We start from the raw sequence: 20073 nt of genomic DNA, 5'->3' as shown, positions 1-20073 counted from the left end.
GGAGCACTGCATGGCCACGCGCCTTACCTATTGGATCCTGATCGGGCTGGTGGCGGGCCTCGCCCTCGGCTGGGGGCTGCACGTCGCGATCGACGACGGGACCCCGGCCGCGGCAGCGCAGCTGAAGGAGATCGCCGGCTATTTCTCGATCCTGACCACGCTGTTCCTGCGCCTGATCAAGATGATCATCGCGCCGCTCGTCTTCTCGACGCTGGTGGTCGGGATCGCGCATATGGGCGACACCGCGGCGCTCGGCCGCGTCGGCCTGAAGAGCCTTGGCTGGTTCGTCACCGCCAGCCTGTTGTCGCTGTCGCTCGGGCTGGTGCTGGTCAACTTGCTCCAGCCGGGAGTCGGGCTCGCCCTGCCGGTGCCGCCCGCCACCGCGGCCAGCGGCGTCGAGCGCGCCGCCTTCAACCTCAACACCTTCGTCACCCATATCGTCCCCGCGTCGGGCATCGAGGCGATGGCGACCAACGAGATCCTGCAGATCGTCATCTTCTCGCTGTTCGTCGGCGTCGCGATCACCGCGGTCGGCGAAAAGGCCGCGCCGCTGGTCCGCGGCATCGAAGGCCTGGTCGCGGTGATGCTGCAGGTGACCGGCTATGTGATGCGCTTCGCACCCGTCGCCGTCTTCGCCGCCGTGACCTCGACCCTCGCCGAACGCGGACCGAGCGTGCTCGGCGAACTGGGCTATTTCATGGGCAGCTTCTACCTCGGGCTGCTGCTCCTCTGGGCGCTGCTGATCGGCATCGCCTTCCTGCTGATCGGCGGGCGGACGCGGCTGCTGATCCGCTATGTCCGCGATCCGCTGATCATCGCCTTCTCCGCGGCATCGTCCGAAGCCGCCTATCCGCGCACGCTCGAGGCGCTCGACCGGTTCGGCGTGCCGCCGCGCATCGCCAGCTTCGTGCTGCCGCTCGGCTATTCGTTCAATCTCGACGGCTCGATGATGTACATGACCTTCGCGTCGCTGTTCATCGCCCAGGCCTATGGCATCGACCTGTCGCTCGGCGAGCAGATCACGATGCTGCTGGTGCTGATGGTGACGTCGAAGGGCATCGCCGGCGTGCCGCGGGCGTCGCTGGTGGTGATCGCGGGTACGCTGTCGATGTTCAAGATCCCCGAGGCCGGGCTGCTGCTGATCCTGGCGGTGGACCATTTCCTCGACATGGGCCGCTCGGCGACCAACGTCATCGGCAATGCGATCGCCGCCTCGCTCGTCGCCAAATGGGAGGGCGGGCTGGACCCGCGCGACAGCCCCGATGTCGATGCGGCGCCCTCACCTGCGGGTGGCGGCCCGGCGGTGGCGGTGGAGCGGTTCGAGGAGATCGGTGCCCCCCGCCCCCCTCACGCATAGGCATAGGGACCGCCGCGGGCGAGCGCGGCCTGATAGGCGGGGCGGGCATGGACGCGATCCAGCCAGCCGATGGTCGCGGGCCGCGATCCATCCAGCCCCGCCCGGCTGCGCGCCGCCTCGAGCGGGAAGCTCATCATGACGTCCGCCGCGCTCATCGCATCGCCGGCGAACCACGGCCGCTGCGCCAGCTCGCTCTCGACATAGTCCAGATGCCGGTCGATCATCGGCTGGATCCGCTTCATCGCCGGCTTGCCCATCAGCGGGATGCGGCCGAGCACCAGCTTGAGGAGCAGCGGCGGCATCAGCGACCCTTCCGCATAATGGAGCCAGAAGCGGTAGCGGAGCGCGGCGTCGCGATGCGGCGGCGCGCCCAGCCGGCCGTCCGCCTTGTCGACCAGATATTCGACGATCGCGCCGGTCTCCGCGACGACGCGCTCGCCATCCTCGATCACCGGCGACTTGCCGAGCGGGTGGACGCGGCGCAGCTCGGGCGGGGCGAGCATCGTCGCCTTGTCGCGCTGGTAGCGGCGCACCTCATAGGGGATGCCGAGCTCTTCCAGCATCCACAGCACGCGCTGCGACCGCGAATTTTCCAGATGATGCACGATGATCGTCATGTCGCCTCCCCTGCCCCGATGCGCCTCGCCCGCCAGATCCAGGCGGCTGCGGGCAGCTCAACGCACGAGCCATGGCGATGGTCCGCCAGCGCCGCCGCGAGCCGCTCGACAAGCGCCGGCCGATCCGCGGGCCGTGCCTCGCGCAGCACCGTGGCGGCAGGGCCGATGCGGGACAGGAAATCGACTGCATCGGCCACCGGGTCTTCACCCGCCCCGACGCGATAGGCGAAGTCGATGCGGGCCGGCTCTTCGGCGTGCCAGCCGGCATCGCGGAGCAGCGCCGCGACGCGCTGCGGATCGGCAAAGGCGAAGGGGCCGGGCGGCGGCGGATCGCGCGGGGCGGGCGGCGGGGTGATGAGCGTCGACCATGGATTGTCAGCCGGCGCGGCGAAGCAGCTGAACACCAGCGCCGCTCCGGGACGTGCCGCGTTTGCCAGCCGCGCGAGCGCCGCGGCGGGATCGGCGAAGAACATGACGCCATGGCGCGAGACATAGAGGTCCACCGGTGCGAGCGACGGGACCACCGTCAGCACATCGCCCTCGACGAACTGCACCGCGCCACGCTCGTCCCGGTGGCGCGCAACCGCGAGCAGCGCGGGCGAGAGGTCGACGCCATGCACGACCAAATCGGGCCGCGCGTCGGCCAAAGCCAGCGCGGTCGACCCGGCGCCGCAGCCGATATCGACCACCCGGCCACCCGCCCCGGGCGCGGCGGCGAGGATCGCCGCGTCGAAATGCGGCACCAGACCGGCAAAGGCCCGGTCGGTCCGCTGCCAATCCTCCGCCCAGACGTCGCCGACCCGTGCTTGCCAGTCGAAGCTGCGGGTCATCGCCAGCGCCTCCAGACGTCCGAGCCGTTCGCACCGACGGGATCGCCCGGGCAGGCCGGGCCGCCCGAGCCGTCCACGCCGCCCGAGCCGCCAGAGCCGCCAGAGCAGCCCGAGCAGCCCGAGCCGCCCTCCGGCTCCCTCTTCCGACCGACGCCGACACCCCTTTCACACCGGCGCGCGGCTGGCCCACGCAAAAAGGGCCCGCCATCGCTGGCGAGCCCTTCCGGCATGGAGCTCCGGCTCCGGCGCATCAGATGTCGTCGTCTGCACCTGGGCCGACCATCATCTCGTCGGCCACCTTGTCGATGCGCTGGCGGATCGCCTTCTCCAGGCGGTCGGCCACTTCGGGGTTCTCGCGCAGATAGGTCTTGGCGTTCTCGCGTCCCTGACCGATCCGGATCGAGTCGTAGCTGAACCAGCTGCCCGACTTCTCGACCAGACCCGCCTTGACGCCCAGATCAATGATCTCGCCGATCTTCGAGATGCCTTCGCCATACATGATGTCGAACTCGACCTGCTTGAACGGCGGCGCGACCTTGTTCTTCACCACCTTCACGCGGGTGGCATTGCCGGTCACCTCGTCGCGGTCCTTGATCGCACCGGTGCGGCGGATGTCGAGGCGGACCGAGGCGTAGAATTTGAGCGCGTTGCCGCCGGTCGTCGTCTCCGGATTGCCGTACATCACGCCGATCTTCATGCGCAGCTGGTTGATGAAGATCACCATGCAGCGCGACCGGCTTATCGAGCCGGTCAGCTTGCGCAGCGACTGCGACATCAGCCGCGCCTGCAGGCCGACATGGCTGTCGCCCATCTCGCCCTCGATCTCCGCGCGCGGAACGAGCGCGGCGACCGAATCGACCACCAGCACGTCGATCGCGTTCGAACGGACCAGCGTGTCGGTGATCTCCAGCGCTTGCTCGCCCGTGTCGGGCTGCGACACGATCAGCTCGTCGATGTTGACGCCCAGCTTCTTGGCATAGACGGGGTCGAGCGCGTGCTCGGCATCGACGAAGGCGGCGGTGCCGCCATTCTTCTGCGCCTCGGCGATCACATGGAGCGCCAGCGTCGTCTTGCCCGAGGATTCAGGACCATAGACCTCGATCACGCGCCCGCGCGGCAGGCCGCCGACGCCGAGTGCGATGTCGAGGCCGAGCGAACCGGTCGAGATCGCCTCGACCTGCATCGCCTCCTTCTGGCCGAGCTTCATCGCGGAGCCCTTGCCGAAGGCACGGTCGATCTGGGCCAGCGCGGCGTCGAGCGCCTTCTGCCGGTCTGCGTTTGCGGTTGCCATGCCGGTGTCGATCACTTTCAGATTGGCGGCCATCAGGGGCTCCCATCGCTAGAGCATCAGCGTGCCGGGGGCAACGCGTCGAGCGCTATGTACGCAATCTGTTCCGTGAGAACAAGAGGAGAACTTCGCCGTCAGGCCAGCGCTGTAGCCAGAATCCACCATCCGCGGGCCTGCGCACCGGCGGCGGCCGCGTCCCGTTCCGCATCGCTGGCGAACAGCGCGAAACAGGTCGCGCCCGATCCCGACATGCGCGACAGGATCACGCCCGGTGCGGCATCGAGCATCGCGCGCACTTCCGCGATCACCGGCGCGACTTGCAAAGCCGGCGGTTCCAGATCGTTGCGCCCGGCCCGCGCGCGGTCGAGCAACGTGCCCTCGGGCAAGGGACCGCGATCCATCCCGTCCCAGCCGGCAAACACCGCGGCGGTCGGTACGGCGACGCCGGGATTGACCAGCAGCATCGGCGTGCCCGCAGCACCGTCGATCGCCACCAGCTCGGTTCCCGTTCCCGTGCCCAGCATCGTCCGCCCGGCCAGGCACGCCGGCACGTCCGCACCGAGTCGCGTGGCGATCGCCACCAGCCGCGCGTCCGCCGCGTCGATGCCATGCATCCGCGCCAGCCCTCGCAAGGTCGCCGCCGCATCCGCCGAACCGCCCCCGATACCTGACGCGATCGGCAAATTCTTGGTCAGGGTGATCGCATGGCGCCCGGCGACCTCGAAGGTCGCGCGAAACGCATCCCGCGCCCGCGTGACCAGATTGTCGCCCGTCGGTTCCAGCCCCGCCGCAAACGGCCCGGTGATGGCGAACGCGTCCGCCTCCGCCGCTGCCATCTCGATCAGGTCGCCGTCGCGCGCGAAGGCGAACAACGTCTCCAGCGCATGATAGCCGTCCGCGCGCCGGGCGCGGACGTGGAGCGCCAGATTGACCTTGGCCGGCGCCGGCTCGACGATCATCGAAGACGCCGCGTCTGGAGACTCAATAGCCCGCATAATCGCTGAAGCGGGTGATCGTCGGGTCGAACTTCAGCACCACCTTGCCGGTCGCGCCATGGCGCTGCTTGGCGACGATCAGCTCGGCCAGGCCATAGACGCGCTCCATATCGGTCGCCCATTTCTGGTGATCCTCGAACACGCGGCTGTCGTCGCCCTCCATCGGCCGCTTGGGCTCGCGCTGGGCGACGTAATAATCCTCGCGGAACACGAACCAGACCATGTCGGCGTCCTGCTCGATCGAGCCCGATTCGCGCAGGTCCGACAGCATCGGCCGCTTGTCCTCGCGGCTTTCGACCGCGCGGCTGAGCTGGGAGAGCGCCACCACCGGCACGTTCAGGTCCTTGGCCAGCGTCTTCAGGCCGCGGCTGATCTCGGAGATTTCCTGGACGCGGTTGCCGTCGCCCGTCTTGCCCGATCCGCTGAGCAGCTGGAGATAGTCGACCACCACCAGCCCGATCTCGTTGTTGTGCCGCCGCTGCAACCGGCGGACGCGGGTGTGCAGCGCGCTAATCGACAGGCCGCCGGTATCGTCGATGAACAGGGGCAAATTCTCCAGCTCCGCTGCCGCCGCGGCGAGCTGCGCGAACTCGGCACGACTGATCCGGCCCATGCGCAGCGATTCGGAGCTGATCCGCGACTGTTCGGCCAGAATGCGCGTCGCCAGCTGGTCGGCGCTCATTTCCAGGCTGAAGAAGGCGACCTTCGCCCCCACCGAGTCCTTCGGCGCGATCCCGTCCGCCATGTCGCGCATCCAGCGGCGCGCGGCGTTGAAGGCGATGTTGGTCGCCAGCGAGGTCTTCCCCATGCCCGGCCGCCCGGCCAGGATGATGAGGTCGCTGTGATGCATACCGCCGATCTTGCCGTTGATCGAATCGAGACCCGTCGTCACGCCCGACAAATTGCCGCCAGAATTCAGCGCACGCTCGGCCATCTTCACGGCCATGGTGGTCGCCTGGGCGAAGGTCTTGACCGCATTCTCGGCGCCGCCATCGCCCGCGACCTTGTACAGCTCCTCCTCGGCCGCCTCGATCTGGGCGCGCGGATTGACCTCCTCGGAGGTATCCATTGCCCGCTCGACCAGCGTCCGCCCCACCGACACCAATGCGCGCAGCATGGCGAGGTCGTAGATCTGCCTGGCGAACTGCCGCGCGCCGATCAGCGCCGCACCAGAGCCGGTCAGACCTGCCAGATAGGCGGGACCGCCCAGCTCCTTCATCCCCTCGTCCGCCTCGAACATCGGGCGCAATGTGACCGGGGTCGCCAGCATGTCGGCGCTGCGCAGCGTCTTGATCGCGGCGAAGATCCGGCCGTGCACCGGCTCGAAGAAGTGCACGGGTTCGAGCTGGTCGACGATGTCGTCGGCCAGCCGGTTGTCGATCATCATCGCGCCCAGCATCGCCGCCTCCGCCTCGACATTGCGGGGCAGCTGCTGGGGCTCGGCCGCGGGGGCCGGGTGAGTCGGGAATGCAAGGGTCGCCATCACCCCCGCTTACCCCCGCCGGGGCCGCCGCCACAAACCGGAATTGTCGTTCACGCGCCGCGGCCTTATCGAGCGACCATGGCCGATCCGCGCATCATCCATGTCGAGCTCGACGAGAAGAGCATCGGCTGGCGCTCCGCCGATGTGGAACAGGAGCGACGGATCGCGATCTTCGACCTGGTCGAGGACAATCACTTCGCCCCCCAGCGCGCCTACCCGGACGGCTATGCCGGCCCCTACCGCATCCGGCTGGAAACCGAGGAGGGCCGGCTGGGCATCCATATCGCGCGGGAAGACGGCTCCCATCTCGAGACGCTGGTGCTCGCGCTCGGCCGCTTTCGCCGGCCGATCAAGGACTATTTCGCGATCTGCGACAGCTACTACCAGGCGATCCGCCAGGCGACGCCGCAGCAGATCGAAACGGTCGACATGGCCCGTCGCGGCATCCATAACGAAGCCGCCGAGCTGCTGCGCGAGCGGCTGGCCGGCAAGATCGAGGTCGATTTCGATACCGCGCGGCGGCTGTTCACGCTGCTGTGCGTCTTGCATCTCAGGAACTGACGACATGATTTTCGTGGCACGCGCCGCCGCCGTCCTGGCGCTGGCGGGCGCGACCGGCATCGCCGGTTGGCATTGGGCGACGCATTGGGCACCGTCCCGCCAGACTTACTCCCTCCAGGGCATCGATCTTCCCGCCGATCCGGGCGACGTGGAATGGGGCGTGGTACGCGGTCAGGGCGCCGACTTCGCCTATCTGATCGCGACGGATGGCCGCGCCCGCGCGCCGGCCTTTGAGGCGAACTGGAACGCCCTGCCCGCCAGCGGACTGCGGCGCGGCGCCGTGCATCGCTACTCCCTGTGCCAGCCCGCCATGGCCCAGGCCAACGCGTTCAACACCACCGTGCCCCGCGCCGGCGACGCACTGCCGGCCGCGATCGACATCGACTTCCACGAGGATTGCGAGGCGCGCCCCGATCCGGCCACGCTCGTCGCCGACCTCAGACGCTTCGTGGCGATGGTGGAGGCGCATACCGGCAAGCCGGTGCTGCTGCGCGTCGCCCGCCCGGTCGAGCGCATCTACGCGCTGTCCGCCAGGCTCGACCGGCCGGTCTGGGCAGTGGCCAATTTCATCTCGCCGGACTATGCCGCCCGCCCCTGGCGCATGTGGCGGGCGAGCGACATAAGGCGCGTCGACGGCGTGGCGCAGCCGGTCAACTGGAACGTGGTGAGGAACTGATGAGCGACGAGGCGACCCGGCTGATCGCGGCGGCCCGGCAGGCGGCGCTGAACGCGCACGCCCCCTATTCCCGCTTTGCCGTCGGGGCGGCGCTGCTGCTGCGCGACGGCAGCATCGTGACGGGCGCGAACGTGGAAAACGCCAGCTATGGCCTGTCGCTCTGCGCGGAGACCGTGGCGATCGCCACCGCCAGCGCCGCCGGCCGCCTGCGCGACGTGGTGGCCGTGGGGGTGATCGGCGGCGCGATGGACGCAGACGGTCGCCCGACCGGCACCGGTCCGGTCAGCCCCTGCGGCCGCTGCCGCCAGGTGCTCAACGAGGCGGCGCAGCTCGGCGGCATCGACCTGCCCGTCCATTGCGGCGCGGCGGAGGGCGATGCGGTGCGAAGCTGGCGATTGTCGGAGCTGCTGCCCGCCGCCTTCGGCCCGGGCGACCTCGGGCTCGCCTGACCGCCTTCCACCGCTTGCTTGCTTTCGGTTCGACGCGCGACTAAGTGCGCTTCCTATCCGACAGCGAAGGATAGGCTCCGCGCCGGTTTCCATGGGAAGCCGGCGGGAGGGGCCCTGTCTCTCGCGGCGTCGGCGACATTCATCAAGCGGGCACGACGGCACGTGGCGAAGACGACCCCCATCGAGTTCATCCGGCAGGTCCGGGCCGAGACCGCCAAGGTCATCTGGCCGAGCTGGAAGGAAACCTGGATGACCGGCCTGATGGTCGTGATCATGACGACGATCCTGGCGCTGTTCTTCCTCGGCGTGGACTCCTTCTTCAACGCGGTGGTCAACGCCCTGCTCAAGCTCGCGCAGTAAGGATCAATCGATGGCCCGCTGGTACATCATCCACGCCTATTCGGGTTTCGAGGGCAAGGTGCGCGACGCGATCATGGCGGAGGCGACGCGCCTCGGCCTCGACCGGCTGGTCGAGCAGATCGAGGTGCCGACCGAGACCGTGACCGAGGCGCGCCGCGGCAAGAAGGTCGCGGTCGAGCGCAAGTTCATGCCCGGCTATGTCCTGGCCAAGCTCGACATGAACGACCAGGTCTATCACCTCGTCAAGAACACGCCCAAGGTCACGGGCTTCCTCGGCGCGATGGGCAAGCCCCAGGCGATCAGCGAGACCGAGGCCGCGCGGATGCTCAACTCGAAGGAAGAGACCGCCGCCGCGCCCAAGACCAAGGTCAAGGTCGATTACGAGATCGGCGACGCGGTCAAGGTGCTCGACGGGCCCTTCGCCAGCTTCAACGGCGTCGTCGAGGAACTCGATTTCGACAAGTCGAAGGTCAAGGTGTCGGTGTCGATCTTCGGCCGCGCCACGCCTGTCGAGCTCGACTTCGAGCAGGTCGAACGCAGCAAGTAAGCGGGCGGGCGCACGCCCCCCCCCGGCAGCGGTGTCGATAGGGCAATATGCCCCATCGCGCCGCGCCGGCGGCCGATCTATAGACGGGGCATGTCCACCGACCCGGCGCCCGGCCCCCAGTTTCGCACCGACGGAGAGAAGTTCCGCTGGATCCTCCGCTGCGGCTGGCTGGGCCGCTGTCCGCGCTGCGGCGAAGGCCGGATGTTCAGATCGGCCCTCAAGATCGTCGATCGGTGCGAGCGGTGCGGGCTCGACTATCGCTTCGCCGCGCCCGACGATGGCCCGGCCTTCTTCTCGCTCTGCATCGTCGCGCTGCCCCTGACCGCCTTCGTCGTCTGGCTGCAGGTCAAGTTCTCGCCGCCCTTCTGGGTGCATCTCGTCACCTCGCTGCCGCTCATGGCGGCGGGAACGCTGCTGCCGCTCCGCCCGATCAAGGGCTGGCTGGTCGCTTCCCAATATGTGAACCGCGCACAGGAGGCGGGCACGCGCGAGCTGTGGTCGCAACTGCACGGCACGGATGCGAAAACGAACGACTTCGACCAGTAGCGTGCTTGCCAATCGCGGCTTCGGTCGCTAAGGGCGCGCTCTTCCGTCCACCGATGGAAAGCTTGCGGGAGGGCGCCGGAGACGGCGTCCGTCAACACCGCTCGACTTGAAACCAGGCCGCGGTTTGCCGCGGCCGGATTGAGAGAGTGACATGGCAAAGAAGATCACAGGTTACATCAACCTGCAGGTTCCGGCGGGCGACGCCAAGCCTGCTCCGCCGATCGGCCCGGCGCTGGGTCAGCGCGGCGTCAACATCATGGAATTCTGCAAGGCGTTCAACGCCGCGACCACCGACATGGCCAAGGGGACGCCGATCCCCACCAAGATCACCGTCTATGCGGACCGGTCCTTCTCGTTCGAGACGAAGACCCCGCCGGCGACCTTCCTGATCAAGCAGGCGATCAACCTGAAGTCGGGCTCGAAGGAGCCGGGCAAGTCGGTCGCGGGCAAGATCAAGATGTCCCAGCTGTCGGAAATCGCGCAGGTCAAGATGAAGGACCTGAACGCGAACGACATCGAGGCGGCGACCAAGATCATCGCCGGCTCCGCCCGCGCGATGGGCCTCGAAGTGGTGGAGGGCTGATCCATGGCCAAGCTGAGCAAGAAGCAGAAGGCGCTGACGATCAATCCCGAGCAGCTGCACGGCATTGACGAGGCGATCGCGCTGGCCAAGACCAACGCCACCTCCAAGTTCGACGAGACCATCGAGGTCGCGCTGAACCTGGGCGTCGATCCGCGTCACGCCGACCAGATGGTCCGCGGCGTCGTCAACCTGCCCAAGGGCACCGGCAAGACCGTCCGCGTCGGCGTTTTCGCCCGCGGCGCCAAGGCCGACGAGGCCCGCGAGGCCGGCGCCGATGTCGTCGGGGCCGAGGACCTGATGGAGCTCGTCCAGGGCGGCACGATCGACTTCGATCGCTGCATCGCGACCCCGGACATGATGGGCATCGTCGGCCGGCTCGGTAAGGTGCTGGGCCCCAAGGGTCTGATGCCGAACCCCAAGCTCGGCACGGTGACCATGAACGTCGCCCAGGCGGTCAAGGACGCCAAGTCGGGTCAGGTCGAGTATCGCGTCGAGAAGGCCGGCATCATCCACTCGGGCATCGGCAAGGCGAGCTTCGCCGCCGAGGACCTGCGCGCCAACTTCGACGCGCTGGTCGATGCGGTGGTCCGGGCCAAGCCGTCGGGCGCCAAGGGCAAGTATGTCCGCAAGGTGGCGCTGTCCTCGACCATGGGTCCGGGCATCCGCGTCGACGTGGCGGAGATCGCCGGCGCCTGATCCGGAGCGGGGCCCCGCCCCGTCTGCTAACCAGACCAGGAGGGCCGGGAGCGATCCCGGCCCTTTTTGCATCCGCCCTTTAGCGCTCCGAGGAACGCACCCTGTCCGCCCCTAGCCTCCAGATCCTCGTCGATGCCGATGCCTGTCCGGTCAAGGACGAGGTGTACCGGGTCGCGTGGCGCGTCGGAGTGCCGGTGACCATCGTCAGCAACCAGCATCTGCGCGTGCCGCAGCACCCGCTGGTGACGCGGGTCGTGGTCGGGGACGGCTTCGACGCGGCGGACGACTGGATCGCGGAACGCGCCGATGCGAAGGCGGTGGTCGTCACCGCCGACATCCTGCTCGCCGATCGCTGCCTGAAGGCGGGCGCGACCGTGCTCGCCCCGACCGGCAGGCCCTTCACCGCCGCCTCGATCGGCGGCGCGATCGCGACGCGCGCGATCATGGCGGACCTGCGCGCCGGCGGCGACCAGATCGGCGGCCCCGCCCCCTTCGCCAAGGCCGACCGCTCGCGCTTCCTCTCCGCACTGGACGCCGCGCTGGTGAAGCTGATGCGCCGCTGATTGAGAACTGCACGACCCGACTTGCCCCGTTCGTGCTGAGCGAAGTCGAAGCACAGGCGAGCCCAAAGCCCTTCGACTGCGCTCAGGGCGAACGGCTCGATCTGATGGTTGCAGGCACCGCGAAGCCCGTTAGGTTCGGATCCATGACCCAACGCACCGGTGGCCGCCTGCTCGTCGATCAGCTTCTCGTCCAGGGGTGCGACCGCATCTTCACCGTGCCGGGGGAGAGCTTCCTCGCCGTGCTCGATGCCCTTCACGACACGCCGGAGATCGACCTCGTCACCTGCCGCCAGGAAGGTGGCGCGGCCTTCATGGCCTGTGCCGACGGGGCGTTGACGCACCGCCCCGGCATCGCCTTCGTCACCCGCGGCCCCGGCGCGACCAATGCCGCGATCGGCGTGCATGTCGCGATGCAGGATTCGCAGCCGATGATCCTCTTCGTCGGCGACATCGACCGGGCCACGCGCGACCGCGAGGCGTTTCAGGAGATCGATTTTCCGGCGATGTTCGCGCCGATCGCCAAATGGGCGGCGCGGATCGACGACGCCCGCCGCATTCCCGAATATGTCGCCCGCGCCTATGCGACCGCGATGAGCGGGCGTCCCGGCCCGGTCGTCCTCGCGCTGCCGGAGGATATGCTGCGCGACACGGTCGAAGCCGCCGACCGGCCGCGGATCGAGCGGGTGGCGCAGGGCTGCGACAGCGATCAGGCCGAACATCTCGCCCACCTGATCGCCACTGCCGAGCGGCCGGTGGCGATCGTCGGCGGCGCGGGCTGGGACGCGCCGGCCGGCCAGGCGTTCGCCGACTGGGCGGCGCGCGCCGGCGTTCCGGTCGCCGCCGCCTTCCGCCGACAGGATGCGATTCCGAACGACTGCCCCGCCTATGCCGGCAATCTCGGCTACGGCCCCAATCCGGCGCTGGTCGACCGCATTCGTGCGGCGGACCTGTTGCTGGTCGTCGGTGCGCGGCTGGGCGAGGCGACGACCGACGGCTATACGCTGATCACCCCCGATCATCCCGGCCAGCGCCTGGTCCATGTCCATCCCGATCCCGACGAGCTGCACCGCACCTATCGCACCGATCTTGCGATCTGCGCCGGCATGGTCGAGTTCGCCGAGGCGCTCGCCGCGATCGACGGTCCCGCCCATCCGGCCGCGGCAGAGGCTCATGCGGACTATCGCCAATGGTCGGAGCCGCAGCCCCGCGACGGCGTCGCCCTGGACCTCGGCCCCTGCGTCGCGACGATGCGGCAGCGGCTGCCCGCGGACACGATCATCTGCAACGGCGCCGGCAACTATTCGGGCTGGTGGCATCGCTACTGGCGCTACGCCGGTCCCGGTACGCAGCTGGCGCCTACCGCCGGCGCGATGGGCTATGGCCTCCCCGCCGCGATCGCCGCCTCGCTCCGACACCCGCAACGCAGCGTCGTCGCGCTGGCGGGGGACGGCTGCTTCCTCATGAACGGTCAGGAACTGGCGACCGCCGTCCAGCACGGCGCGAACCTGCTGATCCTCGTCATCGACAATGGCGGCTATGGCACGATCCGGATGCATCAGGAGCGCGACTACCCGGGCCGCGTCAGCGCGACGACGCTGGCCAGTCCCGACTTCGCCGCCCTCGCGCGTGCTTATGGCGCCGTCGCCGCGACGGTGGAGCGGACGGAGGATTTCTCCGAAGCGCTGTCCGGCCTGATCGCCCAAACCGGCGTGAGGCTCCTGCACGTGAAGACGGATATCGCGGTGATCACGCCGGCGAAGATGCTGGGCCAGTAAGGAGCGCCACTATTCCCCCTCCCCTTCAGGGGAGGGGTCGGGGGTGGGGCGCTTCCAGAAGCGCAGGCTCGCGTGGACAGGCCGCACCCCAACCCCTCCCCTGAAGGGGAGGGACTTTACCACGACAACTACCGCGTTTGCTCAGCGCAGCTTCTCGGACCCGTTCGCCAGCGCCGCCTTCTGCTCGTCGCTCATCGCCTGCGCATTCACATCGGCGTCGTCGATCGCGTCGGCCTGCTGTTCGCCGCTCTTGCGGACCTGCTTCGCCTGATCTTCCAGATTGTCGGCCGCCTGCTCCATCGCATCGGCGCGATTGTCATAGGCATTCTCGACATTCTTCGCGAGCTTGTCGTCACCGGCGCCGCCACAGGCCGCAACGGACAATGCCAGCGGTACCACGCACAAGCCGATCAGCACCCTCTTCATCATTCAACCCCTTGTTGTTCCGAAAAAGGGCCGCTCCGCCGTGGCGGAACGACCCTTCGCAAAGATCGTCAAAGACCGGCGATCAGATGTCGTCGCCGAGCGCGCCCTTGACCTTGCCCTTGAACTGTTCGCCCTTGCCTTCGGCCTGCTGGGCCTTGCCCTCGGCCGCCAGATCGGCGTCGTTGTTGTGCTTGCCAACGGCTTCCTTCACGTTGCCGATGGCCTCGTTGATGTTGCCCTTGATCTTGTCGGTCAGCTCACCCATGGTCGCCTCCATTATGATGCGACGGCGAAGTATTTCGTCGCCTTCTTGACCGATCCAACGGGCTGCCGTGCCCTAAGGTTCCATGAATCTTGCGTCAGATCAGTCCGGCGAGCGGACTGGACGGGTCGGCATAGCGGCGCTGCCCCATCCGCCCGGCACGATAGGCGAGCCGTCCGGCCTCCACCGCCGCGCGCATCGCGGATGCCATCATCACCGGGTCCTTCGCCTCGGCGATGGCGGTGTTCATCAGGATACCGTCGCAGCCCAGCTCCATCGCCACCGTCGCATCGGACGCGGTGCCGACGCCCGCATCGACCAGCACCGGCACCTTGGCGCCCTCCACGATCAGGCGGATCGTCACCCGGTTCTGGATGCCCAGGCCGGAGCCGATCGGCGCGCCGAGCGGCATGATCGCCACCGCGCCCGCCTCTTCCAGCTGCTTGGCGGCGATCGGATCGTCGACGCAATAGACCATCGGCTTGAAGCCCTCGCGCACCAGCACCTCGGTCGCCTTCAGCGTCTCGCGCATGTCCGGATAGAGCGTCCGCGCCTCGCCCAGCACCTCCAGCTTGACGAGGTCCCAGCCGCCCGCCTCGCGCGCCAGCCGGAGGGTGCGGATCGCGTCGTCGGCGGTGAAGCATCCCGCGGTATTGGGCAGGTAGGTGACCTTGCGTGGATCGATATAGTCGGTCAGCATCGGCGCCTTGGGATCCGACACGTTGACCCGGCGCACCGCCACGGTGACGATCTCCGCTCCAGAGGCTTCGAGCGCCGCGGCATTCTGAGCGAAGTCCTTGTACTTGCCGGTGCCGACGATCAGCCGCGAGCGGAAGGTGCGCCCCGCGACGGTCCAGCTGTCGTCCGCCACCGGCCTGGGATGATCGCCGCCGCCGACGAAATGGACGATCTCGATATCGTCGCCATCCTCGACCTGCACCTCGGCCAGCGTCGACCTCGGCACCACTTCCAGGTTGCGCTCGACCGCGACCTTCTCGGGCACCAGCCCCAGTTCGGAGGCGAGCTGCGCGAGCGACAGGCCCGCGGCGACGCGCTTGTGCTCGCCGTTGACGGTGATCGAGACGGTGCCATCGGTATGGGGCATGATGCTGGTTTCCGCGGAGGGCGCGTCCCTCCATCCGTTCGGGCTGAGCCTGTCGAAGCCCTGCTCCTCCCTCCCGCCCGGTGCGAAGGGAAGAGCGGCCCTTCGACAAGCTCGGGGCGAACGGGCTAAGGATGTCGCCAGCACCTAGGCCCGCCACCCGCGCGGTTCAACCGAAAGCCTCAACCATGTCCGACACCATCTTCGTCCTCAATGGCCCGAACCTCAACCTGCTCGGCACCCGCGAGCCGCAAATCTATGGCCACGACACGCTCGACGACATCGTCGGCCAGCTGGAGGACCGGGCCCGCGCGCTCGGCCTGACGATCGACATGCGCCAGTCGAACCATGAGGGCCATCTGGTCGATTGGCTGCACGAGGCGCAGGCGCGGGACGCCAAAGCCGCGATCGTCAATGCCGGTGCCTTCACCCACACTTCGATCGCCATCCACGATGCCGTGAAGGCGATCCGCACGCCGGTGATCGAAGTGCATCTCTCCAACCCGCATGCCCGGGAAGAATTCCGTCATCACAGCTACATAGGTCGCGCCGCTCGCGGCACGATCGCCGGCTTCGGCGCGCATTCCTATATGCTGGCGCTTGAAGCGGCGGCCCGGTTCTGACAGACGCGCCGACTTGATCGCCGCTTGAACAGCACCTGAATTACTGGGAAGGTTCCCATGACCGATACGAAACCGACCGACTCGATGCAGATCGACGTCGAGCTTGTCCGTCAGCTCGCCGAGCTGCTCGACACCACGCAGCTGACCGAGATCGAGGTCGAGGACAAGGATCGCAAGATCCGCGTCGCGCGCAAGGCGCCGGCCGCCGCCGCCCTGCCCTATTCGCCGGCTCCGCTCGCCGCCCCGGCTCCGCCGGCCGCCGCTGCCGTGACCGCGGAAGTGGCCGCCGCTCCCGCCGCCAGCACGGCCGACACGGTCCGCTCGCCGATGGTCGGCACGGCCTATCTCTCGCCCAACCCGGAGGCGAAGGCCTTCGCGCCGGTCGGTGCGAAGGTCGCGGCCGGCGACACGCTGCTGATCGTCGAGGCGATGAAGGTGATGAACCCGATCGTCGCGCCGACCGCGGGCACCGTCACCGCGGTGCTGGTGGAAAACGGTCAGCCGGTCGAGTTCGACCAGCCGCTCGTCGTGGTGGAATGACGGCATGAAGCCGATCAAGAAGCTGCTGATCGCCAATCGTGGCGAGATCGCGCTGCGCATCCATCGCGCCTGCCACGAAATGGGGATCAGCACCGTCGCGGTCCACTCGACCGCCGATGCGGACGCCATGCACGTCCGCCTCGCCGACGAGGCCGTCTGTATCGGTCCGCCCGCGGCAACCGACAGCTATCTCAACATCCCGAACATCATCGCCGCGGCCGAGATCTCCGGCGCGGACGCGATCCATCCCGGCTACGGCTTCCTGTCGGAAAACGCCAAGTTCGCCGAGATCGTCGAGGCGCACGGGCTGATCTTCGTCGGGCCGAAGCCCGAACATATCCGTACCATGGGCGACAAGGTCGAGGCGAAGCGCACTGCCGGCGCGCTCGGTCTCCCGCTCGTTCCCGGCTCGGACGGCGCGATCAGCGACCCGGCCGAGGCGGCCGTCCTGGCCGAGCGGATCGGCTACCCGGTCATCATCAAGGCGGCATCGGGCGGCGGCGGGCGCGGCATGAAGGTGTGCAACAGCCCTGACCAGCTCGAAACGCTGATGCAGCAGGCCGGCAGCGAGGCGAAGGCCGCGTTCGGCGACGCCACCGTCTATATCGAAAAGTATCTCGGCAATCCGCGCCACATCGAGTTCCAGGTGTTCGGCGACGGCAATGGCGCCGCGATCCATCTGGGTGAGCGCGACTGCTCGCTCCAGCGCCGCCACCAGAAGGTGCTGGAAGAGGCCCCCTCTCCGGTCATCACCGCGGAGGAGCGCGCGCGGATGGGCGGCGTGGTGGCGAAGGCGATGGCCGATATGGGGTATCGCGGTGCCGGCACGATCGAGTTCCTGTGGGAAGCGGGCGCCTTCTACTTCATCGAGATGAACACGCGGCTCCAGGTCGAGCATCCCGTGACGGAGATGATCACCGGCATCGACCTCGTCCGCGAGCAGATCCGCGTCGCCGAGGGCCACCCGCTCTCGGTCACGCAGGACGAGGTGCATTTCGCCGGCCATGCGATCGAGTGCCGCATCAACGCCGAGGATCCGCGCACCTTCGCCCCCTCGCCGGGTCTGGTGAAGCAGTTCCACGCGCCGGGGGGCATGCATGTCCGCGTCGATTCGGGGCTTTATGCCGGCTACAAGGTTCCGCCCTATTACGACTCGATGATCGCCAAGCTGATCGTCTACGGCACCACCCGCGAACGCTGCATCGCCCGGCTCCGCCGCGCGCTGGAGGAGTTCGTGATCGAAGGCATGAAGACCACCATCCCGCTCCATCGCGACCTGATCGAGGATCCCGAGTTCGCCGAGGGCGCCTATACGATCAAGTGGCTCGAGGAATGGCTGGCACGCCAAGAGGCATGAAGGCGACCATCTACCACAATCCGCGCTGCGGCACCTCCCGCGCGACGCTCGCCCTCCTGGAGGAGGCGGGCGCCGTGGTCACGGTCGTCGAATACCTGAAGACGCCGCCGAGCCGCGCGGAGCTGGCGCGGCTCTACGCCCGCGCGGGCCTTTCCCCGCGTCAGGGTCTGCGCCTGACGGAAGAGGGCGCGGCTGCATTGGCCGGGGCGGATGACGATACCGTTCTCGACGCGATGCTCGCCGATCCGATCCTGATCCAGCGACCGCTGGTCGAGACCGAGCGCGGCGTCGTTCTGGCCCGGCCCGCCGACACGGTGCGCTCCATCCTCTGATTGCTGCGCCCTTGTGCACCATGGCGTCGCTTGCCCATTTTTAAGGCACTGATTCTCCTGCTCCGCCGGGTTGCTCCTGCGGGCTCCGACTGGCACGTTGCCTGCAACGCCCCATGCGGGCGCGGATCCATGGCGTACCCCGGGGGACAGCGTGAAAAAGGTCGAAGCCATCATCAAGCCCTTCAAGCTCGATGAGGTGAAGGAAGCACTGCACGAGATCGGCGTGTCCGGCATCACCGTGACCGAGGCCAAGGGCTTCGGCCGGCAGAAAGGGCATACCGAGCTGTACCGCGGCGCCGAATATGTCGTCGACTTCCTGCCGAAGGTGAAGCTGGAGGTGGTGGTCGAGGACGGCCTCGCCGAACGCGTCGTGGAGGCGATCGCGGCGGCCGCGCAGACCGGCCGGATCGGCGACGGCAAGATCTTCGTCATCCCGGTCGAGACCGCGCTGCGCATCCGCACGGGCGAGCGCGACGAGGCGGCAATCTGACGCAAAGGTAAATTGACGCGGCGCAACAATCTGTGGAATCGGATCGTCGCGCTGCAATAATCCTCAGGCCGGCGGGCTGCCGGCTATCCGAAGAGCAAGGGGCTTCTCAGACATGGCAACCACGGCCAGCGATATCCTGAACAAGATCAAGGAAGAGGAGATCGAGTGGATCGATCTGCGCTTCACCGACCCCAAGGGGAAGTGGCAGCACCTGACCATGGTCGCCGGCGTGATGGGCGAGGACGAGTTCACCGACGGCCTGATGTTCGACGGCAGCTCGATCGAGGGCTGGAAGGCGATCAACGAGTCGGACATGGTGCTGAAGCCCGATCTCGACTCGGTCTATACCGATCCTTTCTCGGCGACCCCGATGCTGATCGTGTTCTGCGACATCGTCGAGCCGTCGACCGGCGAGCTCTATGCCCGCGACCCGCGCTCGACCGCCAAGCGCGCCGAGGCCTATGTCAAGTCGACGGGGATCGGCGACACCGTCTATGTCGGCCCCGAGGCGGAGTTCTTCCTGTTCGACGACGTCCGCTTCGAGAACAGCTATTCGACCAGCTACTACAAGATCGACGATATCGAGCTGCCGGGCAATTCGGGCCGCGAATATGAGGGCGGCAATCTCGGCCACCGTCCGCGCGCCAAGGGCGGCTATTTCCCGGTCGCGCCGGTCGACTCGGCGGTCGACATCCGCGGCGAGATGGTCTCGACCATGCTCGAAATGGGCCTGCCCTGCGACAAGCACCATCACGAGGTCGCCGCCGCGCAGCACGAGCTGGGCCTCACCTTCGGCACGCTGACCCAGACCGCCGACCGCATGCAGATCTACAAGTACGTCGTCCATCAGGTCGCCCAGGCCTATGGCAAGACGGCGACCTTCATGCCCAAGCCGATCAAGGAAGATAACGGCTCGGGCATGCACACCCACTTCTCGATCTGGGAAGGCAAGAACCCGCTCTTCGCCGGCAACGGCTATGCGGGCCTGTCGGACATGTGCCTCTACTTCATCGGCGGCATCATCAAGCATGCCAAGGCCGTGAACGCCTTCACCAACCCCTCGACCAACAGCTACAAGCGGCTGGTGCCGGGTTACGAAGCGCCGGTGCTGCTCGCCTATTCGGCGCGCAACCGCTCGGCCTCGTGCCGCATCCCCTATGGCACCGGCCCCAAGTCGAAGCGCGTCGAGGTGCGCTTCCCGGACGCGCTCGCCAATCCGTATCTCGCCTATGCGGCGCTGCTGATGGCGGGTCTCGACGGCATCCAGAACAAGATCCATCCCGGCGAGGCGATGGACAAGAACCTGTACGACCTGCCCCCGGCCGAACTGGCGCAGGTGCCGACCGTCGCCGGCTCGCTCCGCGAAGCGCTCGACAGCCTGGAGGCGGATCACGACTTCCTGCTGAAGGGCGACGTCTTCTCGAAGGATCAGATCGAGGCCTATGTCGAGATCAAGCGCGCCGAGGTCGCCCGCTGGGAGATGACCCCGAGCCCGGTCGAATACGACATGTACTATAGCGGCTGATCCGGTTTCGGCTCAGACGATGGAGGAGGCGTCCGGAGCGATCCGGGCGCCTTCTTCGTATCGGTCGCTCCCGGGGAGCGGGTATGGCAT

25 protein-coding genes are annotated in these 20073 nt (G+C 67.9%); 17 read left to right on the top strand and 8 right to left on the bottom strand.

The window, feature by feature from the left end; all coding sequences use genetic code 11:
* Positions 1 to 10 precede the first annotated feature (10 nt).
* Positions 11 to 1357, top strand: coding sequence for a dicarboxylate/amino acid:cation symporter (locus tag IEX18_RS10850; protein WP_188658802.1), 1347 nt, complete (start codon positions 11 to 13; stop codon positions 1355 to 1357).
* Here IEX18_RS10850 and IEX18_RS10845 read toward each other — a convergent pair.
* The 5 genes from IEX18_RS10845 to IEX18_RS10825 form a co-directional block, all read right to left on the bottom strand.
* Positions 1348 to 1974: a glutathione S-transferase family protein gene (locus IEX18_RS10845; RefSeq protein WP_188658801.1), complete on the bottom strand. Its 627-nt coding sequence runs from the start codon at positions 1972 to 1974 to the stop codon at positions 1348 to 1350. The genes IEX18_RS10850 and IEX18_RS10845 overlap by 10 nt on opposite strands.
* Positions 1971 to 2804: a class I SAM-dependent methyltransferase gene (locus tag IEX18_RS10840; protein ID WP_188658800.1), complete on the bottom strand. Its 834-nt coding sequence runs from the start codon at positions 2802 to 2804 to the stop codon at positions 1971 to 1973. The genes IEX18_RS10845 and IEX18_RS10840 overlap by 4 nt, the downstream gene beginning before the upstream one ends.
* A 250-nt stretch (positions 2805 to 3054) precedes the next feature.
* Positions 3055 to 4128, bottom strand: a complete 1074-nt coding sequence (gene recA / locus IEX18_RS10835) for a recombinase RecA (RefSeq protein WP_188658799.1) — start codon at positions 4126 to 4128, stop codon at positions 3055 to 3057.
* 98 nt (positions 4129 to 4226) lie between these two features.
* Positions 4227 to 5051, bottom strand: coding sequence for a 4-(cytidine 5'-diphospho)-2-C-methyl-D-erythritol kinase (locus IEX18_RS10830; RefSeq protein WP_188658798.1), 825 nt, complete (start codon positions 5049 to 5051; stop codon positions 4227 to 4229).
* Positions 5052 to 5073: 22 nt separating this feature from the next.
* The gene (locus IEX18_RS10825; RefSeq protein WP_188658797.1) at positions 5074 to 6570 is read right to left on the bottom strand and encodes a replicative DNA helicase; all 1497 of its coding nucleotides are present in this window, start codon (positions 6568 to 6570) and stop codon (positions 5074 to 5076) included.
* 78 nt (positions 6571 to 6648) lie between these two features.
* On the opposite strand from IEX18_RS10825, the gene IEX18_RS10820 reads away from it, so the two are divergent.
* The 10 genes from IEX18_RS10820 to IEX18_RS10775 all read left to right on the top strand — a co-directional run bounded on the left by IEX18_RS10820 (position 6649) and on the right by IEX18_RS10775 (position 13326).
* The gene (locus IEX18_RS10820; RefSeq protein ID WP_188658796.1) at positions 6649 to 7131 is read left to right on the top strand and encodes a UPF0262 family protein; all 483 of its coding nucleotides are present in this window, start codon (positions 6649 to 6651) and stop codon (positions 7129 to 7131) included.
* Between the two features lie 4 nt (positions 7132 to 7135).
* Positions 7136 to 7807, top strand: coding sequence for a GH25 family lysozyme (locus IEX18_RS10815; protein ID WP_188658795.1), 672 nt, complete (start codon positions 7136 to 7138; stop codon positions 7805 to 7807).
* Entirely contained in the window at positions 7807 to 8256 is a 450-nt protein-coding gene (locus tag IEX18_RS10810) for a cytidine deaminase (RefSeq protein ID WP_188658794.1), read from the top strand. The genes IEX18_RS10815 and IEX18_RS10810 overlap by 1 nt, the downstream gene beginning before the upstream one ends.
* Positions 8257 to 8418: 162 nt before the next feature.
* Positions 8419 to 8616 carry a preprotein translocase subunit SecE gene (gene secE, locus IEX18_RS10805; protein WP_188658793.1) on the top strand — a complete coding sequence of 66 codons (198 nt, stop codon included), beginning with the start codon at positions 8419 to 8421 and terminating at the stop codon, positions 8614 to 8616.
* Positions 8617 to 8626: 10 nt separating this feature from the next.
* Positions 8627 to 9163, top strand: a complete 537-nt coding sequence (gene nusG / locus IEX18_RS10800) for a transcription termination/antitermination protein NusG (RefSeq protein ID WP_188658792.1) — start codon at positions 8627 to 8629, stop codon at positions 9161 to 9163.
* Positions 9164 to 9253: 90 nt separating this feature from the next.
* The gene (locus IEX18_RS10795; protein WP_188658791.1) at positions 9254 to 9709 is read left to right on the top strand and encodes a DUF983 domain-containing protein; all 456 of its coding nucleotides are present in this window, start codon (positions 9254 to 9256) and stop codon (positions 9707 to 9709) included.
* 151 nt (positions 9710 to 9860) lie between these two features.
* Positions 9861 to 10292: a 50S ribosomal protein L11 gene (gene rplK, locus IEX18_RS10790; RefSeq protein WP_188658790.1), complete on the top strand. Its 432-nt coding sequence runs from the start codon at positions 9861 to 9863 to the stop codon at positions 10290 to 10292.
* Between the two features lie 3 nt (positions 10293 to 10295).
* Positions 10296 to 10988 carry a 50S ribosomal protein L1 gene (rplA, locus tag IEX18_RS10785; RefSeq protein ID WP_188658789.1) on the top strand — a complete coding sequence of 231 codons (693 nt, stop codon included), beginning with the start codon at positions 10296 to 10298 and terminating at the stop codon, positions 10986 to 10988.
* Between the two features lie 101 nt (positions 10989 to 11089).
* Positions 11090 to 11551 carry a YaiI/YqxD family protein gene (locus IEX18_RS10780; protein WP_188659398.1) on the top strand — a complete coding sequence of 154 codons (462 nt, stop codon included), beginning with the start codon at positions 11090 to 11092 and terminating at the stop codon, positions 11549 to 11551.
* A 143-nt stretch (positions 11552 to 11694) separates the two neighbouring features.
* Positions 11695 to 13326 (top strand): thiamine pyrophosphate-binding protein, encoded by a 1632-nt coding sequence (locus IEX18_RS10775; protein ID WP_188658788.1) that lies wholly within the window; start codon positions 11695 to 11697, stop codon positions 13324 to 13326.
* Positions 13327 to 13467: 141 nt separating this feature from the next.
* On the opposite strand, the gene IEX18_RS10770 is transcribed toward IEX18_RS10775, so the two are convergent.
* The 3 genes from IEX18_RS10770 to thiS all read right to left on the bottom strand — a co-directional run bounded on the left by IEX18_RS10770 (position 13468) and on the right by thiS (position 15119).
* On the bottom strand, positions 13468 to 13755 hold the full coding sequence (locus IEX18_RS10770; protein WP_188658787.1) for a hypothetical protein: 288 nt from the start codon (positions 13753 to 13755) through the stop codon (positions 13468 to 13470).
* A 79-nt stretch (positions 13756 to 13834) separates the two neighbouring features.
* Complete coding sequence (locus tag IEX18_RS10765) at positions 13835 to 14017, bottom strand: CsbD family protein (protein WP_188658786.1); 183 nt, start codon at positions 14015 to 14017, stop codon at positions 13835 to 13837.
* 94 nt (positions 14018 to 14111) lie between these two features.
* Positions 14112 to 15119 (bottom strand): sulfur carrier protein ThiS, encoded by a 1008-nt coding sequence (thiS, locus tag IEX18_RS10760; RefSeq protein ID WP_188658785.1) that lies wholly within the window; start codon positions 15117 to 15119, stop codon positions 14112 to 14114.
* Positions 15120 to 15304: 185 nt separating this feature from the next.
* On the opposite strand from thiS, the gene aroQ reads away from it, so the two are divergent.
* The 6 genes from aroQ to glnA all read left to right on the top strand — a co-directional run bounded on the left by aroQ (position 15305) and on the right by glnA (position 19983).
* Positions 15305 to 15739, top strand: a complete 435-nt coding sequence (aroQ, locus tag IEX18_RS10755) for a type II 3-dehydroquinate dehydratase (RefSeq protein ID WP_188658784.1) — start codon at positions 15305 to 15307, stop codon at positions 15737 to 15739.
* A gap of 57 nt (positions 15740 to 15796) precedes the next feature.
* On the top strand, positions 15797 to 16279 hold the full coding sequence (gene accB / locus IEX18_RS10750) for an acetyl-CoA carboxylase biotin carboxyl carrier protein (RefSeq protein WP_188658783.1): 483 nt from the start codon (positions 15797 to 15799) through the stop codon (positions 16277 to 16279).
* A gap of 4 nt (positions 16280 to 16283) precedes the next feature.
* Positions 16284 to 17636 carry an acetyl-CoA carboxylase biotin carboxylase subunit gene (gene accC / locus IEX18_RS10745; protein ID WP_188658782.1) on the top strand — a complete coding sequence of 451 codons (1353 nt, stop codon included), beginning with the start codon at positions 16284 to 16286 and terminating at the stop codon, positions 17634 to 17636.
* Entirely contained in the window at positions 17633 to 17968 is a 336-nt protein-coding gene (locus tag IEX18_RS10740) for an arsenate reductase family protein (RefSeq protein WP_188658781.1), read from the top strand. The genes accC and IEX18_RS10740 overlap by 4 nt, the downstream gene beginning before the upstream one ends.
* 151 nt (positions 17969 to 18119) lie before the next feature.
* Positions 18120 to 18458 carry a P-II family nitrogen regulator gene (locus IEX18_RS10735; RefSeq protein ID WP_188658778.1) on the top strand — a complete coding sequence of 113 codons (339 nt, stop codon included), beginning with the start codon at positions 18120 to 18122 and terminating at the stop codon, positions 18456 to 18458.
* A 112-nt stretch (positions 18459 to 18570) separates the two neighbouring features.
* Positions 18571 to 19983, top strand: a complete 1413-nt coding sequence (gene glnA / locus IEX18_RS10730) for a type I glutamate--ammonia ligase (protein WP_188658776.1) — start codon at positions 18571 to 18573, stop codon at positions 19981 to 19983.
* Positions 19984 to 20073: the final 90 nt, after the last annotated feature.

This window comes from Sphingomonas metalli, from assembly GCF_014641735.1.
Lineage (GTDB): Bacteria > Pseudomonadota > Alphaproteobacteria > Sphingomonadales > Sphingomonadaceae > Sphingomonas > Sphingomonas metalli.
This window is presented reverse-complemented; position numbering and strand designations above follow the sequence as displayed.

Excerpts from the sequence above, each read along its gene's own strand:
- IEX18_RS10850 (WP_188658802.1), top strand. The coding sequence starts at position 11 with ATGGCCACGCGCCTTACCTATTGGATCCTGATCGGGCTGGTGGCGGGC.
- IEX18_RS10845 (WP_188658801.1), bottom strand. The coding sequence starts at position 1,974 with ATGACGATCATCGTGCATCATCTGGAAAATTCGCGGTCGCAGCGCGTG.
- IEX18_RS10840 (WP_188658800.1), bottom strand. The coding sequence starts at position 2,804 with ATGACCCGCAGCTTCGACTGGCAAGCACGGGTCGGCGACGTCTGGGCG.
- recA (WP_188658799.1), bottom strand. The coding sequence starts at position 4,128 with ATGGCCGCCAATCTGAAAGTGATCGACACCGGCATGGCAACCGCAAAC.
- IEX18_RS10830 (WP_188658798.1), bottom strand. The coding sequence starts at position 5,051 with ATGATCGTCGAGCCGGCGCCGGCCAAGGTCAATCTGGCGCTCCACGTC.
- IEX18_RS10825 (WP_188658797.1), bottom strand. The coding sequence starts at position 6,570 with ATGGCGACCCTTGCATTCCCGACTCACCCGGCCCCCGCGGCCGAGCCC.
- IEX18_RS10820 (WP_188658796.1), top strand. The coding sequence starts at position 6,649 with ATGGCCGATCCGCGCATCATCCATGTCGAGCTCGACGAGAAGAGCATC.
- IEX18_RS10815 (WP_188658795.1), top strand. The coding sequence starts at position 7,136 with ATGATTTTCGTGGCACGCGCCGCCGCCGTCCTGGCGCTGGCGGGCGCG.
- IEX18_RS10810 (WP_188658794.1), top strand. The coding sequence starts at position 7,807 with ATGAGCGACGAGGCGACCCGGCTGATCGCGGCGGCCCGGCAGGCGGCG.
- nusG (WP_188658792.1), top strand. The coding sequence starts at position 8,627 with ATGGCCCGCTGGTACATCATCCACGCCTATTCGGGTTTCGAGGGCAAG.
- IEX18_RS10795 (WP_188658791.1), top strand. The coding sequence starts at position 9,254 with ATGTCCACCGACCCGGCGCCCGGCCCCCAGTTTCGCACCGACGGAGAG.
- rplK (WP_188658790.1), top strand. The coding sequence starts at position 9,861 with ATGGCAAAGAAGATCACAGGTTACATCAACCTGCAGGTTCCGGCGGGC.
- rplA (WP_188658789.1), top strand. The coding sequence starts at position 10,296 with ATGGCCAAGCTGAGCAAGAAGCAGAAGGCGCTGACGATCAATCCCGAG.
- IEX18_RS10775 (WP_188658788.1), top strand. The coding sequence starts at position 11,695 with ATGACCCAACGCACCGGTGGCCGCCTGCTCGTCGATCAGCTTCTCGTC.
- IEX18_RS10770 (WP_188658787.1), bottom strand. The coding sequence starts at position 13,755 with ATGATGAAGAGGGTGCTGATCGGCTTGTGCGTGGTACCGCTGGCATTG.
- IEX18_RS10765 (WP_188658786.1), bottom strand. The coding sequence starts at position 14,017 with ATGGGTGAGCTGACCGACAAGATCAAGGGCAACATCAACGAGGCCATC.
- thiS (WP_188658785.1), bottom strand. The coding sequence starts at position 15,119 with ATGCCCCATACCGATGGCACCGTCTCGATCACCGTCAACGGCGAGCAC.
- aroQ (WP_188658784.1), top strand. The coding sequence starts at position 15,305 with ATGTCCGACACCATCTTCGTCCTCAATGGCCCGAACCTCAACCTGCTC.
- accB (WP_188658783.1), top strand. The coding sequence starts at position 15,797 with ATGACCGATACGAAACCGACCGACTCGATGCAGATCGACGTCGAGCTT.
- accC (WP_188658782.1), top strand. The coding sequence starts at position 16,284 with ATGAAGCCGATCAAGAAGCTGCTGATCGCCAATCGTGGCGAGATCGCG.
- IEX18_RS10740 (WP_188658781.1), top strand. The coding sequence starts at position 17,633 with ATGAAGGCGACCATCTACCACAATCCGCGCTGCGGCACCTCCCGCGCG.
- glnA (WP_188658776.1), top strand. The coding sequence starts at position 18,571 with ATGGCAACCACGGCCAGCGATATCCTGAACAAGATCAAGGAAGAGGAG.